The organism is Myxococcus sp. CA033, assembly GCF_013336625.1.
Classification (GTDB): domain Bacteria; phylum Myxococcota; class Myxococcia; order Myxococcales; family Myxococcaceae; genus Myxococcus; species Myxococcus llanfairpwllgwyngyllgogerychwyrndrobwllllantysiliogogogochensis.
The window spans coordinates 63,375-78,211 of the sequence record NZ_JABUMU010000029.1; the positions used below are offsets into that span (position 1 = coordinate 63,375).

A 14,837-nucleotide genomic window follows, 5' to 3' on the forward strand; every position below is an offset into this window, starting at 1 on the left:
ACGGTGATTCGCGAGGACGAGCTGAGGCAGGGGCCGCGCGCCGCGCAGCGGCTGGACGTGAGCGCCGTGGGCAGTCTGTCCGCGCTGGCGGGAATGCGCGCGGAGTGGGATTCGCTGCTGGATTCGAGCCACGCGGGGCCCTTCAATTCATGGGAGTGGTTGTATCCGTGGTGCCGGCGCATCGAACCGGGGCGGAGGCCCTTGGTCCTGACGGCGCGAGACGCGGCGGGGACGCTGGTGGGGCTGTTGCCGCTGGGGTTGGAGACGCGTCGGGTGACGGGTGCGCGGGTGCGGCGCCTGGGCTTCCTGGGCGAGACGCACGTGGGCAGTGACTACCTGGACGTCGTGGCCCGGCGGGGCGCGGAGCGTGAGGTGGCGGGGGCCTTCGCGCGGATGCTGGTGGCGCTGCGCGAGGAGTGGGACGTGCTGGATTTGACGGACCTGCGCGAGGACTCCGTCACGGTGGACGTGCTGCGCGCGGCCTTCTCCGGACAGGACGTGCGGCTGTCGGAGCGGTACGTGTGTCCGTACGACGTGTTGGACCCGCGCGAGCCGTTCGACGCGTTCCTCAAGCGCACGGGTCGGCGTGACAACTACCTGCGGCGGCGCAAGTGGCTGGAGAAGCAGGACGGCTACCGCATCGAGCGCACCGAGGCGCCGGGTGAGCTGGCCGGGCCGATGACGGACTTCTTCCGGCTGCACTCGGCGCGGTGGGCGGAGGACGGTGGCTCGCAGGGCATCAAGGGCACGGGTGTGGAGTCGTTCCACCGGGACGCGACGCAATTGCTCGCGGAGCGGGGACGGCTGCGGCTGTACACGATGAAGGTGGGCGGCCGGGCCGTGGCTTCGGTGTACGGCATCGTGCACGGGGACCGCTTCGTGTACTTCCAGTCCGGGTATGACCCGGAGTTGCGCAACCGCAGCGTGGGCCTGGTGCTGGTGGGCGAGACGTTCAAGGACGCGATGGAGGCCGGGCTCACCGAGTACGACTTCCTGCGCGGCACCGAGACGTACAAGTCCGACTGGGTGTCGAAGCAGCGGCGCACGGTGTCCGTGCGCGTGCACAGCGGGACGCGCGCGGGGGCCTGGTTCACCCGGGCGGAGGAGCTGGCGCGCAAGGGGCGCAACGCGGCGAAGCAGGTGATGCCGGGCACGTGGGTGGAGAAGGTGCGCCGGTTCCGGCGTCGCCGTGCCGCGGTGGATTGAGGACGTCGCGGTGAGGCCAGGCGACCGGCATCGTGCGTAGGGCGAGGCCGGAGGCGGGCGTCCGATGCGAGCAGAAGAGGGCGGCGGCGTGAATGGCCGCGCGCCCTTTCGCTCGCGGCCTTTCGCTCAGGGCGTGCTGGTTGCGTCGGGCGGCATCGCGGCGACGTACGTGAAGCCCGACTCACTGGGGCTCTGCCAGGCCGCCTTGAAGTCCGCCCACGAGTAGACCTCCTCGCGGTTCTGATAGGGATTGTAGACGCGTACGTACGTCTGTCCCTGGGCGTTCTCGGTGATGTCGACCACGCTCACCCAGTGGGTGATGTCCTGGTCCGAGGTGCGCACCGACTCCAGCATTCCGTTGTCGGCGCCGTCGATGTTGACGAGGACCATCAATGCGCCGCCGTCGTCGAGGATGCGTTGCGCGGCCTCGGGCGTGGGGTTCTGCGCGTGGTTGTTGTTGTACGTGTTGGTGGCGCTGAAGTTGCCGTCCAGGTCCGTCATGGTCGGGTCGTTCTCGGAGCCCGCCTGCTGACCGACGATTCTCCAGCCCTCGCTGGCCAGGAAGGTCTCCAGGTGGGTGGAGTTCGTCAGCATCTCGCCGTTGCTCAGGATGCCTCGGTAATCGGAGCCGAGGTTGGCGAAGCGGGTGAGGCCGTCCACGAGCTCCATCCCCATGACGGAGAGGGCGGACAGCTCTCCGCACAGGTTGCCGTGGGTGTAGTCCTTGCCCTCGCCGTTGAGGATGGCGCCGATGTTCAGGTACTGGGCGATGGGGTCTTGTCCCGCGGAGTGGTTCGCGGCCCACTCGCCGACGCTGCCTTCGCCCCAGGGCCACCCGCGTGAGGTGCCGATGAGAGGCGTCTCCGCCGCCACGCCGGTTTCAGGCAGGGGCCCGAAGTAAAGGGACATCTCTTCCTCGACCAGCGTGGCCCAGTGCTCTTCGGCCGTCGCGCGCTGCTCTTCCGGCGACAGCTCGCTCCAGTCCTCCGTCAGGGGTGGAGGAGACAGGGACGGGTCGCGAATCCACGCGGGGGCCATGTCCTCGACGTGCTGGCTCCAATTCTCACGGATGCCGTTCAGGACGCTCGCCTGGGCCGTGGCATCCAGATGGTGCCAGGCGCCGTGCAGCCATGGCGGAGGGCCGCCTTGTTCGAGCCAGGCGGGGACGGGGAGCGAGGTGCCCGTGTCCGCCACCACCATGTTCGCGATCTCCGGTGGAAGGTTCGCCCGGGCCAGCGCGGCCTCGCGCTCCGGGCCTGGGGGCGCGGAGAGAATCGTGTTCACCGTGCTCCCCGGCACGGAGCCCGCGATGGAGTATTCGGGGTGCTGCTTCAGGTACGTCTCCGACGCGGTCCATTCGCGCGTCGTGGGGTCGTAGATGTTGTTGCCCTGGCGGATGACGACATGGCCCGTGGCGCCCTCGGCGCCGGGGCGGCTGTCCTTCAGGAAGAGGACCTCCGAGCGTGCGCGGATGACGGCGGGCGCCAGCGACAGGAAGTCCGCGACCGCGTCCAGGCAGTTCACCCGGCCGTCCTTCGCGTTCTCGCTCGCGAGCGAGGTGCCGGGCGCGGAGGTTCCATCGGTCGCGAGGTCAGGGCCTCGCGTCTGGGGTTGCGCGGTCTTGAATGAGTCGGGCTTCTTGGCGTCCAGGCTCGCGGCCTGGGCGGCGAGCCTCGTGAGTTCTTCCAACATGCGCCGGGCCGCTTCTTCCGCCGCACGCCGCGCGGCTTCCTCCGCGGCACGACGGGCCTGCTCCGCCGCGACATTCGCGACGGGCGATGCGTCCTTCGAGATACGAGTCGACATGTCTCCCCCTCTTCAGTCACGGTGCTGCACTGCGGTCACGATGTAACACTGTGACAGGGCGCGAATGCAACGGCTCAGCCAGTAACAGCGGGAGAGGGTGCGCACTACGGCTCAGGAAGTGGCGCGACCGCCGACCACCGGAAAGCGCTCATAGGCGCGTAGCAGCGCGTCGAGATGCGAGGGGTTGTCGAGATTGAGCGGCTCGTCGGTGAGCTGCACAACCCAGCCGCCCGTCGCGGTGGGCCGCGCCCGTGAAAGCAGCTCCGCGTCACGGGAAGGGTCCGGGAATCCGATGGTGCATGCGGCAGCCGCCGACCAATAGTTCAGCCAACCCAGGCGATGGGGAATCTCAGGCGAGCCCATGGCACCCGGGGACGCGATCACCGGCAGGCCGCGGGGAGGCGGGTCCAGGTCGTCTGCCCTATTCCTTGTCTGGCGCGCGATGTCCAGGCTTGCCCTGAATGGTGTGACATGTCCCCAATGCGCGCGTGCGCTTTCCGCCACCGCCGCTAGCACATTCGCGGCCGACACAATCCCTGCTGCGTCGTGGGGCAGATCCGCACGGACCTCGAATTGTGCGTGCCCCCCTGGAGAGAGGCCCGCGGGTATCTCCATCCCCGAAATCATCACAGGGGAACTCTCGTCACCGTTGCACAGGAGCGGGAACCCCCCGTCTTTTGCCTCTTCCTTGAGCCATGCGTCGCGTTGCGGCAATGCGATGGGGCACCCGTCTTCCGAGACCTTCCAATCCAGGCGCAAACCAGGGAATGCACGCTCCATCCCCTGAACCACGGTCACAGGACGGTTGTCGTCACCCATGAGCGCAGGTGCATAGACGATGAGGGTCATTTCTCGCTTGGCTGTCATCTCAGCACCAGTCCATGACGACGATAAAGCCCTTGAGGTCCGGGGCCGCTTCTTCTAACGCTTCCTGATGTGCTTCGCTGCGCACACCCACCCGGAAGTCAAACCGGCAGGCCAGCGCGAGGCCACGCTCAAGCCGCATCTCCGCCACCTGATCCTTGATCACCCGACCTTGGAGAAAGGCGCTGTACGTGTCGAAGTTGTCGGTCTTGACCTCCCAGAGCGTGCGCCTGGCCAATTGCAGGGCGTCGAAATTCTTGCCGTTCACGAACACATCCCATCCGGGGAAGCTGTTGTTCGGAACCTTGTCAGCGCATTGGTTGTGCGGGTCATTGCCGCCACGGTGATTCACCCGTCGAGGCTCACACCTGCGGCTGCGCTCTCCCTCTGGGAGATCAGGCGGAAGGGGCGGTAGCCAGTCCTGCGCCGCTGGCTCCGGTTCAAGCCGTGGTTTCGCCAGGGGCTTCGTCTCAGGCGCGTGGCCCGTTTCATCGGGATAGGGGTGTCGTAGCTCATACGCATCCAACGCCCCCTTGATGGCGACGGCGACGACCACCGCGCCCGTGATGATCACCGCTCCAACCAGAATCTCAGGTGCGGCCAGGATGCAGACGCCCACGCCCATGACGACCGCACCAGCGGAGGCGACAGCGCATCTTCCCGTCGGATCCCTGAACCGGATCCGTTCATGGTCGAGAGAATCAAAGCACCGGTCCACCACCATGGGCCAGGGGAGGTCAGCCTCCTGGACGACGCACCTTCCTCCGTCGCTCCATGGAAGCGTCGCCGCTCGCCGGAGGTTCGCGAGCCTTGGGCTCCGAGCGGAAGTCGCCTCTGGGATGGGGGTGGCGGTAGCGCAGGCTGTGAGAACGAGCAGGAGCGCGCTGCATGTGCGGGAACGCATCGCCACGTCCTTTCAATCAAGTCAGGGCCCCACGGGGCAAAGCTTGCCTGCTCTGGCGTGAACACCCCACCGGAATCAGAACAAGCGCTTCTCTTCCAGGGGCTCGCGGAACAGGATGCAGGAGGATGTCTGTCCCCGTCTTTCGTCGGCCCCGTTGTCAGCGCTGCAACCTCCCGCAGCACCTGTGCCTGTGCGCAGAGATTCCCCAGGTTGCGACGCGCACCCGCATCGTCCTGCTCCAGCACATCGTGGAGACATGGAAGAAGAGCAACACCGGACGGGTGGCCGCGCTCGCGCTGTCGAACGCGAAGCTGCTCACCTACGGCGCGCCGGATGAGTCCTTCGACACGTCGGTCCTCTCCGAGCCGGGCACCTGGATGCTCTTCCCAGACGGCCCCGCCGCACCGCCGGATGCCCCCGCGCCCCGACAGCTCGTGGTGCTGGACGGGAGCTGGTCCCAGGCTCGGCGGATGTCTCAACGCATCCCCGTCCTCCGGACGCTTCCAAGACTCGTCCTCCCTCCACCCGAGTCCGGAATGCTCATGCTCCGCGAGCCCACGCATCCGTCCGGGATGTCCACCCTCGACGCGATTGCCCGCGCGGTGGCGATGCTGGAAGGACCCGAGGCCGCGGCGGCGCTGGAGCGACTGGCCGCGCTGCGAGTTCAGCGCATCGCCGAGTGCGGCACGCTCAACTGACTCCGTCGCACAGGGCCCGTCCACTCACGGACCCGTCTCGACAACTGTGTGGACCACGCGGGCTTCCAGAGTGGAAGCCCGGACCCATCACGGAACCGCGGCCACCTCGGAGCGCAGCTGGGCAATCGCGGGCAGGAGCTGCGGAGGCTGCATGTTGCGCGGCACCTCGACGGAGAACCGCTCGAAGTGCTCCAGCGCCTTGAGCTTGTCGTCGCGGCGCAGCGCGAGGCTGCCCAGGAAGATGAGCGCCTCCTGCGCGTCGGGCCACGTGTTGACCAGCTCGGTCAGCTCCGCCTCGGCGCCCTCCATGTCCCCTCGAGTGGCGCGCAGCACGCCCCGGTGCACGCGCAGCTCGACGTGGAACGGGTCCACCGCCAGGCCCTTGGCCGTCACCGTCGCGGCCTCGTCGAACTGCTGACGACGGATCAACTCGTGGCTGAGCATGGACGCGGAGTCCAGGTCGAACGGATTGGCCTCCAGCCGGGCGCGCGCCTCCTCCATCTCCGCGCCTTCCGGCTGCTGCGCGCCCATGCCGCCCTGCTGCGGCGCCTGCCCCTGCCCGGGGGCGCCCGGAGGCATGCGGCCGGTGGCCTCCTGCCCGTCGGTGCGCGCCTGCTGTTCGGAGACGAGCAGGTAGCCCAGTCCTCCGAAGAACAGGACGATGCCGGCGCCCCACAGCGCGCCAGACAACTGCGGATTGCGCGCCGACCATCCGGTGGGCGCGGGCGCCTGCTGCGTCCGGGCGCGCGGCTCCCCACTGGACGCCTTGCGCTTGAGGTGCTCGTCCTTGGCGCGAAAGGCCGCGGCGGCCTCGTGCTCCAGGCGGGACTTCTCCGCGGCGTACTGCTCGGCGGCCAGGTTGTGCTTGTCCGCCTCCAGGGTGCGCAGCTGGTCGATGAGCGACTGCGCGCGCTGGCCCAGGTCGTCGAGCACGCCGTCCTTGGGCTCGGGCGTGGTGAGCGCGCCCTTGCGACGCATGAAGAGCAGCCACGCGGCGGCGGCGATGAAGGCCACGGCGAGGACGATGATACCGGGCAACCAGTTGGTCGGCTGTTGCTGCATGGCTTAGCGCTCCAGCTCCCGGCGCACGGCCTGGAGGTAGGGGTCGGCGTCATCCGCCGCGGAAGGGGTGCCCGGAGTGGGCGCGGAAGCAGTGGCCGGCGTGGCCGCCGTGGCCTGCGGGGGCGGTCCTTGCTGGACCTGTCGCCAGATGACGAACCCGCCCACCATGAGGAGCGCGACGGGGCCCAGCCAGACGAACCAGTTGAAGCCCTCCGCCTTGGGCTCCAGCAGCACCCACTCTCCGTAACGCGACACGAAGAAGTCGACGACTTCCTGGTCGTTCTTCCCCTCGGAGACCAGCTCGCGGACCATGTCGAGCTGCGCGCGCGCCATGGAGGACGGGCTGTCGGAGATGGAGAGGCCCTGGCACACCGCGCAGCGCAACGTCTTGCCGAGCTGCTGGACGCGGACCTCGAGTTCGGGCGCGAGAGGCTCGCTCGCCGCCTGCTGGGGCGCGAACTGGCCGGTGATGAGGCCGAATGCAAGGGTCAGGGAAAGCAGGGCGGCGGTCATCGGAACTCCCGGGAGCCGTCTCTACCTAGCTCTACCGGGCCCGTGTTGGACAGTGAAACCTGAGCGCCGGACGCCCGCCCCGCCGCCCGGGCTGTAGGTGGGCATCCGTCACGGTGTCAGCGCAGGGGCTCGAAGGAAGGTCCGAGCACGGGGTCCACGGTGAGCACGTACGTGTCCCGGGCCGGATAGAGCTCGAGCGGCAGGGCCACCGGATGACGGGGCGTTATCGGGCCTCCATTCTTCGTGGAGGAGGTCACCATCCGCCCATCCACCAGCAGGATGGCCCAGAACAACTCGCCCTTGCTCAGGTCCTCCGGATGGTGCCGGGCGATGGCCGCGCGAGGTACCGCGGGGAGCTCCGCCAAGGCCTTCACCCGAGGGGGCGACTCCAACCTCCCATCCGCCCGGTAGCGCACCTGCGCGAGCATGGCCCGGCGTGGGTGCTTCAGTGACGCGGCGAGCACCGCGACGTTCAGCCTGCCCGCCGGGTCCATCCACAGCCCGGGCTCCGAGCTGGGAAGCGCTCTGAGCCCAGGCAGGCGGGTGCTGGCGACGCGGGTGAGCCCACCTCCGGCACGGCTGCGCACATGGTGCAGGTCCAGTCCTTCGGCCGTGTCCTCGACGAGCACCACGCTGATGGCGTCTCCCAGGGAGTCGGGCTGGATGGTGGCGCGCGAGGCGATGGGTTTTCCTGGCAGCCGCACGCGCCCCACCTCGCGGCCGGGGGTGACCTCCGTCGAATCGAGGGTGGACTGGAAGCGGAGGAGCCGAAGCTCCCTCCCGCCCGCGGCGATGAAGGGAATGAACAGCTCACCGGCGGCTGTCTGGAGGGGCGGACGCACCAGGGACTCGGGGGGCGCCTCCAGGTCCATGCGAAACGGATGCTCGGTGGTTGCGGGCTCCGCCAGGGCCATCACCGAGGCGCCCTTGCGCCAGACCACCCAGTCGACACACGGCGCGCCCTGTGTGTTGTTGGTCCACGGCGCCAGGGCGTCTCTGGAGCCGGGCTCGACAGGGCCGAGGATGGTCGCGGGACTCCACCGCACGCCCCACTCACTGTCGTCCGTCGCGTCCGCATAGACGCCCGCGACGAGCATCGGCCGGCCCTCAATCTCCTGGAACCACGTGGCGAAGACGCTGCTGCGATACCTGGCCGCCACGTCGAAGCCCAAGGACGCGGGACCCGAGGTCGACGCGACGATCTCGAACTCGACGGGCGTCGACTCCACCGAGAGCGCCGGCTGCTCCAGCCGCGCCTCCAGGCGATAGCGTCCGGGACGGGTGACGGGAAGCCACTCGTGCAGCTCCAGCACGGACTCGAGCGCCTGTCCCACGCCGAGCCTCACGCGCGGGGCGGCGTCGGGGGAGACGGCGTGGTCTGGATTGCGAAGGGTGAACTCGCGCGCGTTGGCGCTGCGGCCCTGGGGATACTCCGGGCCCGTGAGCGTGTACGTGAGCGTGTCATCTGCGTTCCGGAAGGGGTCCGCCAGCTCCACCGGAGATGGGCCCTCGTTGCGCACGGTGACGCGCGGGATGCGGTCCTCGATGGCGGTGAAGCGCTCCTGGGGCAGGTTGATCTGGATGCGCACGGAGGGACCTCCAGTCGGCTTGGAAGGACTCGGGGTGGGGCGAGGGGGCGTGCTCGCGAGCGTCAGCGACACGAGGACCGCGTGGCAGGCCAGGAGAATTGGGCTCATGGCCGGGCGTTCCGACTTCCGATGCTGCTCAGCGCCTGTTTGTTCCAGCCCCGGAGTCGTAGCAGGCACATGCCACAGAACCGTCGTTCCACGGAGAAGTCGTAACCCATCAGACAATCGCTCCCGTCCTGGTCATGCTGTTCAGTCCTCGCGCCGGTGGGCACCCGGTGGACCGGGAAGGGGGCATGGGGAAGGAAGAGCTGATGGCCCACCTCGTGGGCGATGGTCTGCACGAGCGAGTTGGCGCCGCCGCTGTAGTTCCTCGCGGTTCCGCATTGCACGACGGCGCAGCGAGCGCGGTCCTTCGAGGGAAACTCCTGGGAGAATCCATTGACGCGACTGCTCCCAGGTTCTGTTTCGAGATTGTAGAGGCCATTGAACTGCAGGAGCACGATGCCCGGCGTGCCGCCGGTGGGCTCGTCGAAGGCCGTGACGAGGATGCTCTTGGCCCAGTCCTTACAGAGACGATGGTACCTGTGTTCCTTGTTGTCCCTACTCGCGACCTTGCCGGAATCGAGCCAGAGAGAAGCGGTGGCGCGCCCACCTCCGCGCAGCCGCTTCACTTCGTCGAGAAAGTTCGGGTAGGTGCGAAAAGTGAGGGCATGCGGGCCCGCAGCGTATTGGTCCACGGAGGGGTCGATGGCGGCGCGGACCTCCGGCGACAGGGCAGCGACGGCTCGGGCGATGCGTGAGTTGTAGGTGGCCGCGTCCATGGCGGTGACACCGCCGCTGCGGTCTTCCAGTCGAAGAAAGGCACGCGCGAAGTGTTGCTGGAGGTCGGCGATGCAGACGCTGGTGACGCTCGGGTGCTTGCGTAGCACGCGGGAGATGTGGACCTCGCGCCAGGACTCGAAGATGCCGGTGCGGGCCTGGATGGAGGCGGGGAGGGGGGCCTCGTCCTCGACGTCCAGCACGACGCCGCCGTCCTTCCGCTTGTCGTAGGCAAGCTGCACTGTCACGCGCCAGGCATCACCCGCGATGCGCGAGGGTTGGAACACCACGCCCGTTCGCCCCGCGAAGGCGCCGCAAGTCCACGGCAGGCTGTACGCCGCCCACTTGCGCTTCGAACACGGCACGACGCGGAAGGGGAACGCTCCGTCCCGGGGCTCGGCCTGAGGGGTGTAACCGGTCTGCCGAGGGAAGACCGCCGCGGAGGGCTGGCCGCGCTTTCCGCCCACGTCGCGGTGCGCGTTGTCTCCCTTGGGGCGTGAGGTCTGGCATTGCCGTGCCAGCGCGTGCTCCAGGTAGGCGCGGGCTACGGGCGGGTGCTGGGTGAGGTCCTCGGCTTCGTCCTCCCAGTCCCAGAGGAAGCGGACCCTTCCGAGCGCGCGGGGCGCGTCGACGCGACGGTTCTGTGAGTCCTTGAGCCAGGCGCGGGCGAAGATGGGGACATCGGGCCCCATGCCCCACGCGCGGCGGTATTGCCGGACGTCCGTGTCGTCGCTCATCTCCTCGATGCGTGTCTTGAAGAGGTTGCTGACGAGTCGAATCTCCGCCCGCTCTCCGTCGGACGGAAGCCGCCCGAGCGCCGTCGCCACGTCGCGGTCCCGTTGTCGCGTGAGCACGCGGGAGTCACCCAGCTCCAGCTCAATCCCATCCACCAGGACATGGAAGAACGTCCAGGCGACTGGGCACTCCGGGAGGCCCGCGCCCTGGAGTGTCAGCTTGAGCTTGTAGGGCGAGTGCTCCACGGTGACGACGCCATCGGGAAAGGCCTCGCACGCGGTGACGGTGCCGCCCCAGGGCAGGCGGTGCTCGCCGCCCGTGAGCTCCTCGGCGGTCAGGTCCCGGGTCCACAGGGGCTTCTTCGCGTGGCGGGTGAACAGCTCCAGGCGACCGACGCGCACGAGGTGGGCGTCATTGGAGAGCCGATAGGTCAGCTCCGCGGGCTCCACTTCGGGCACGAAGTGGAAGTCATCTTCGGGAGCCTCGGTGGTGCGTGTGCGGAGTCCCGGGCGATGGAAGCGGGAGGTCGCGCCGCCGGGGATGGAGAGCCGGAAGTCCGTGACGCCAAAGCTGGCGAGACGAAGCCGGTTGCGATTGCGTCCACTGGGAGGAGTGAGCGCGACATGGGCCGAGAGAGCGAGGCGTGCCATGGCGGGGGCTCACGTGTCGTGACGGCGAATCAGCTCGCGTTGCACGTCCGCGAGCTGACCTGTTTCCGCGAGTCCATGGTGGCGCTGGAAGGCGCGCACCGCGGCGCGAGTGCGGGGCCCGGGAGCGCCGCGCTCGCCTTCGATGAGGAAGCCCAGGTTGTGCAGTCGTTCCTGGGCGGCCGTCATCGCGTCGGCGTCGAAGGTCGCGGGGGATTCGAGGTGCAGCGCCCAGCTCAGCAGGTCGGGTGAGGGCTCCACCGAGGCGTGCGTGTCCATGAAGTCGCTGGCGACGATGGACGGGGGATATCGGGGAGGCTGGCCGGGGCGTGTGGCCACGGGGGGCGGAGGCTCGTCGGGGCCCGGGTCGGGCGGAGGCAGGTGCAACAGCAGCTCACCGGTGGCGAGGCCGGGGACCTCGTGGGAGAGCGAGCCATCGGAGGCTGTCGTGCCGCAGTGCTCGGTGCGTCCCACTCGGAGGACGTACTCACGTCCCGCGTAGGGCTGTTCCCTCGGGTCCAACAGGATGATGTGCAGGCGTCGTTGCTTCAGCGTGAAGGTGCTCGTGTTGCCTGTCCGGATCGGTGCCGTCCTCGGACTGACCATGCCGCGTCCCCCGTGCTTCGACTCGCCCAGGTGCCGTCACCGTGATGCCGTTGACGCCAAAATAAGCGCAGTGCTCCTGAACCCGGAATCGAGTGACAGTGAGGAATCCACAATTCTGTCGGTTGGGTGAAACCCGCCGAACCTGTCAGGTCATGGAGGTGACGCGGTCCTGGCCTGGTGGGTAGGGCGAGTGATCGCTGCTCGACGCGGTCGTGTCCCAAGGGGAGAGGTGCCCGAGCAGGTGGGTCAACCCGCCGCTGATTTGTGAGCGTCGAGAAGGGCCTCCGCGGGTGGCGGGGGGGCTTCTTCCCGTGGGTGCGGGGGCCGTTGCCGCCCGGCTCCGAACACGGCGTAGAGGACCGGCAGCACCACCAGGGTGAGCAGGGTGGAGGAGATGACTCCGCCGATGACGACGGTGGCGAGAGGCCGTTGGACCTCCGCTCCCACGCCCGTGTTGAGCGCCATGGGCAGGAACCCGATGGCGGCCACGGCGGCTGTCATCAGCACCGGTCTCAAGCGTGAGAGGGCCGCTTCGCGGAGGGCTTCGCTCAACGCGTGGCCTTCATCGAGCAGGGCGCGCACGCGTGAGACGAGCACCATGTCTCCCAGCACCGATACGCCGGAGAGGGCGATGAAGCCCACGGCGGCGGAGATGGAGAAGGGCAGGCCCCGAAGCAGGAGCGCGAGCACGCCGCCCACCAGGGCGAAGGGCACGCCCGCGAAGATGCGCACGGCGTCGAGCACGCGCCGATAGGTGAGGTAGAGCAGGAGGAAGATGAGGGCCAGCGCCAGGGGCACCACGATGAGCAGGCGCGCCTGTGCCCGCTCCAGGTGTTCGAACTGTCCGCCGAAGCGGAGGTAGTAGCCCGAGGGCAGCTCCAACTTTTCGTCCAGGGTGCGGCGCACTTCATCGACGAAGCCGCCGAGGTCCCGGTCGCGCACGTTGGCCTGCACGACGATGCGGCGCTTGCCCCACTCGCGCTGGAGCGTGGTGGGCCCGGACACCTCGCGGATGCGGGCCAACCGCCCCAGCGGCACACGCGCTCCCCCGGGCGCCGTCACCGGTACCGTGGCCAGCTTCGCCGGGTCATCGCGGTACTCCTCGGACAGCCGCACGGCCAGGTCGAAGCGTCGCTCGCCCTCGCGCACCTCGCCCACGCTCCGGGTTCCCACCGCCTCCACGATGTCGAGCACCGCGCGGGTGGAGATGCCGTGGCGGGCAACGGCCTCCCGGTCCACCGTCACCTCCAGCACGGGCTGGCCCGTGAGCTGCTCCACGGTGACGTCGGCGGCGCCTGGGATGGCCTTGACGAGGCCCTCCAGCTCACGGGCCTTGGCCTTCAGCACGTCCAGGTCGTCCCCGAAGAGCTTGATGCCCACGTCGCCGCGCACGCCGGCGATCATCTCGTTGACCCGCATCTCAATGGGCTGGAGGAACGCCATGCGCATCCCGGGCAGGTCCGCCAGCTCCGCCTTCATCTCCGCGACCAGTTCATCCTGCGTCGTGGCTCGCTTCCAGGTGTCCCGTGGCTGGAGGGTGATGAAGACGTCGGACAGCTCGATGCCCATCGGGTCCGTGGCCACCTCCGCCGTGCCGGTGCGCGTCCACACGCGCCGCACTTCATCGGGGAAACGGGTGAGGAGCACCTTCTCTATCTGCGTGCCGTAACGGACGGATTCGGTGAGGGACACCTCGGCCAGTCGCACGGTGTTGATGACGAGCGTGCCTTCGGACAGGCGAGGGACGAACTCGCTGCCGAGCTGCGTGGCGGCGATGAGCGCGCCCACGACGAGCAGCCCCGCGCCGACGAGGACTGCCCGGGTGTGACGGAGGGCCCAATCGAGCACGGGCTGGTAGCGGCGCTTGAGGAAGGTGACGAGGCGCGGCTCGCGGTGCTGTCCTCCACCGCGCCTCAAGGCGAAGGATGCCAGGACCGGCATCAACGTCATGGAGAGCAGCGCGCTGCCCAGCAGGGCGAAGATGACGGTGAGCGCCATGGGGCGGAACAGCCTTCCCTCCACGCCCTCCAGCGCGAGGATGGGCAGGTACACCACCAGGATGATGAGTTCACCGAAGAGGGTGGGCCCGCGCACCTCGACGGCGGCGTCGCGCACGACTTCGAGGAGGGACCGGCTCCCTCGGGCCTCGGCGAGCCGCCGCTCCGCGTTCTCCACGAGGATGACGGACGAGTCGACGACGAGCCCGAAGTCGATGGCTCCCAGCGACATGAGGGTGCCGGCGATGCCGAATTGCAGCATCGCGTTGAAGGCAAACAGCAGGGAAAGGGGAATCGCCGCCGCGACGATGAGGCCCGCGCGCCAGTTGCCCAGGAACAGGAAGAGGACGGCGATGACGAGCAGCGCGCCTTCCATCAGGTTGGTGCGCACCGTGCGCAGCACGAGGTCCACCAGCTCGGTGCGCTCGTAGACGGGCTCCACGGAGAGGTCCTGGGGCAGGGCGCGCTTCACCTCTTCGAGTCGCTGTGCCAGCGCCTTCGTCACCGTGTGGGAGTTCTCTCCCACCAGCATGAAGCCCAGGCCCAGGACGGCCTCACCTTCGCCATTCGCCGTGGTGGCTCCCCGGCGGACTTCATGGCCCACCTCCACGCGGGCCACATCTCGGATGCGCACGGGCACGCCGTCATGCGCCGCGACGACGACGTCCTCGACGGCCTTGCCGCTCTCCAGGATGCCCACGCCGAGGACGAGGCTCGCCGCGCCTCCGCGCTCCACCACGCCACCGCCCACGTTCGCGTTGTTCTCCTTCAGCGCCCGGTAGACGTCCTGTAGGGAGAGGTTGAACTGTTGCAAGCGGCGCGGCTCCACCACGACGTGCCACTGCTTCTCCTCACCGCCCCAGGCGTTCACCTCGGCGACGCCGGGCACGCTGCGCAGGCGCGGCGCGATGATGCCGTCATGCAGGGTGCGCAGCTCCTCCAGGCTCTTCGTCCGGCTCTTGACGACGTAGTGGAAGACCTCGCCCAGTCCCGTGGCCACCGGCCCCAGCGAGGGGCGCTCGATGCCCGCTGGGACTTCCACGCGGCCGAGCCGCTCGGCCACCTGTTGCCGTGCGAACCACAGGTCCGTGCCGTCGCTGAACTGGAGCGTCACCTGGGACAGGCCGAACTTGGAGATGGAGCGCAGCTCGCTGACGCGGGGCAGGCCCGCCAGTGATTGCTCGATGGGGATGGTGAGCTGCCGCTCCACCTCCAGAGGCGTGAGGGCCGGGGCCACGGTGTTGACCTGCACCTGCGTGGGTGTCGTGTCCGGGATGGCGTCGATGGGCAGCGCCCGGAAGGACAAGAGCCCCGAGATGATGAGGGCCAGGGTGCCGACGAGGACGGCTCCGCGATGCGTCAGCGACCAGTCGATGACTCGGGTCAGCATG

Annotated in this window: 11 protein-coding genes; 2 read left to right on the forward strand and 9 right to left on the reverse strand. The window is 68.8% G+C overall.

Annotation, left to right across the window (positions count from 1 at the left end):
* Positions 1-3: 3 nt before the first annotated feature.
* Positions 4-1,206 (forward strand): GNAT family N-acetyltransferase, encoded by a 1,203-nt coding sequence (locus tag HUA78_RS39995; protein WP_174467859.1) that lies wholly within the window; start codon positions 4-6, stop codon positions 1,204-1,206.
* A gap of 126 nt (positions 1,207-1,332) precedes the next feature.
* On the opposite strand, the gene HUA78_RS40000 is transcribed toward HUA78_RS39995, so the two are convergent.
* The 3 genes from HUA78_RS40000 to HUA78_RS40010 form a co-directional block, all read right to left on the reverse strand.
* Positions 1,333-3,012 carry a hypothetical protein gene (locus tag HUA78_RS40000; RefSeq protein WP_174478607.1) on the reverse strand — a complete coding sequence of 560 codons (1,680 nt, stop codon included), beginning with the start codon at positions 3,010-3,012 and terminating at the stop codon, positions 1,333-1,335.
* Positions 3,013-3,123: 111 nt separating this feature from the next.
* The gene (locus HUA78_RS40005) at positions 3,124-3,879 is read right to left on the reverse strand and encodes a DUF5953 family protein (protein WP_174478608.1); all 756 of its coding nucleotides are present in this window, start codon (positions 3,877-3,879) and stop codon (positions 3,124-3,126) included.
* Position 3,880: 1 nt separating this feature from the next.
* The gene (locus HUA78_RS40010; RefSeq protein WP_371745777.1) at positions 3,881-4,501 is read right to left on the reverse strand and encodes a DUF6310 domain-containing protein; all 621 of its coding nucleotides are present in this window, start codon (positions 4,499-4,501) and stop codon (positions 3,881-3,883) included.
* A gap of 404 nt (positions 4,502-4,905) precedes the next feature.
* On the opposite strand from HUA78_RS40010, the gene HUA78_RS40015 reads away from it, so the two are divergent.
* Positions 4,906-5,478, forward strand: coding sequence for a tRNA-uridine aminocarboxypropyltransferase (locus HUA78_RS40015; RefSeq protein WP_141648028.1), 573 nt, complete (start codon positions 4,906-4,908; stop codon positions 5,476-5,478).
* 87 nt (positions 5,479-5,565) lie between these two features.
* Here the strand turns inward: HUA78_RS40015 and HUA78_RS40020 are convergent, their stop codons facing one another.
* From HUA78_RS40020 to HUA78_RS40045, 6 genes are all read right to left on the reverse strand, one after another.
* Positions 5,566-6,540 carry a tetratricopeptide repeat protein gene (locus HUA78_RS40020; RefSeq protein WP_141648029.1) on the reverse strand — a complete coding sequence of 325 codons (975 nt, stop codon included), beginning with the start codon at positions 6,538-6,540 and terminating at the stop codon, positions 5,566-5,568.
* A 3-nt stretch (positions 6,541-6,543) separates the two neighbouring features.
* The gene (locus HUA78_RS40025) at positions 6,544-7,053 is read right to left on the reverse strand and encodes a cytochrome c-type biogenesis protein (protein ID WP_174462659.1); all 510 of its coding nucleotides are present in this window, start codon (positions 7,051-7,053) and stop codon (positions 6,544-6,546) included.
* A 116-nt stretch (positions 7,054-7,169) separates the two neighbouring features.
* Entirely contained in the window at positions 7,170-8,750 is a 1,581-nt protein-coding gene (locus tag HUA78_RS40030; protein WP_174478609.1) for a hypothetical protein, read from the reverse strand.
* A complete protein-coding gene (locus HUA78_RS40035; RefSeq protein WP_174478610.1) occupies positions 8,747-10,846 on the reverse strand; it encodes a hypothetical protein in 2,100 nt (699 codons plus the stop codon). The genes HUA78_RS40030 and HUA78_RS40035 overlap by 4 nt, the downstream gene beginning before the upstream one ends.
* Before the next feature lie 9 nt (positions 10,847-10,855).
* Positions 10,856-11,449, reverse strand: a complete 594-nt coding sequence (locus HUA78_RS40040; protein ID WP_174458643.1) for a peptidoglycan-binding protein — start codon at positions 11,447-11,449, stop codon at positions 10,856-10,858.
* 246 nt (positions 11,450-11,695) lie between these two features.
* The gene (locus HUA78_RS40045; RefSeq protein WP_174478611.1) at positions 11,696-14,836 is read right to left on the reverse strand and encodes an efflux RND transporter permease subunit; all 3,141 of its coding nucleotides are present in this window, start codon (positions 14,834-14,836) and stop codon (positions 11,696-11,698) included.
* Position 14,837 lies beyond the last annotated feature (1 nt).

Bases quoted from the DNA above. Each gene is read 5' to 3' on its own strand.
- HUA78_RS40005 (WP_174478608.1), bottom strand. From the start codon at position 3,879: ATGACAGCCAAGCGAGAAATGACCCTCATCGTCTATGCACCTGCGCTC.
- HUA78_RS40040 (WP_174458643.1), bottom strand. From the start codon at position 11,449: ATGGTCAGTCCGAGGACGGCACCGATCCGGACAGGCAACACGAGCACC.
- HUA78_RS40010 (WP_371745777.1), bottom strand. From the start codon at position 4,501: ATGGGCGTGGGCGTCTGCATCCTGGCCGCACCTGAGATTCTGGTTGGA.
- HUA78_RS40035 (WP_174478610.1), bottom strand. From the start codon at position 10,846: ATGGCACGCCTCGCTCTCTCGGCCCATGTCGCGCTCACTCCTCCCAGT.
- HUA78_RS40045 (WP_174478611.1), bottom strand. From the start codon at position 14,836: ATGCTGACCCGAGTCATCGACTGGTCGCTGACGCATCGCGGAGCCGTC.
- HUA78_RS40025 (WP_174462659.1), bottom strand. From the start codon at position 7,053: ATGACCGCCGCCCTGCTTTCCCTGACCCTTGCATTCGGCCTCATCACC.
- HUA78_RS40000 (WP_174478607.1), bottom strand. From the start codon at position 3,012: ATGTCGACTCGTATCTCGAAGGACGCATCGCCCGTCGCGAATGTCGCG.
- HUA78_RS40020 (WP_141648029.1), bottom strand. From the start codon at position 6,540: ATGCAGCAACAGCCGACCAACTGGTTGCCCGGTATCATCGTCCTCGCC.
- HUA78_RS40030 (WP_174478609.1), bottom strand. From the start codon at position 8,750: ATGAGCCCAATTCTCCTGGCCTGCCACGCGGTCCTCGTGTCGCTGACG.
- HUA78_RS40015 (WP_141648028.1), top strand. From the start codon at position 4,906: ATGTCTGTCCCCGTCTTTCGTCGGCCCCGTTGTCAGCGCTGCAACCTC.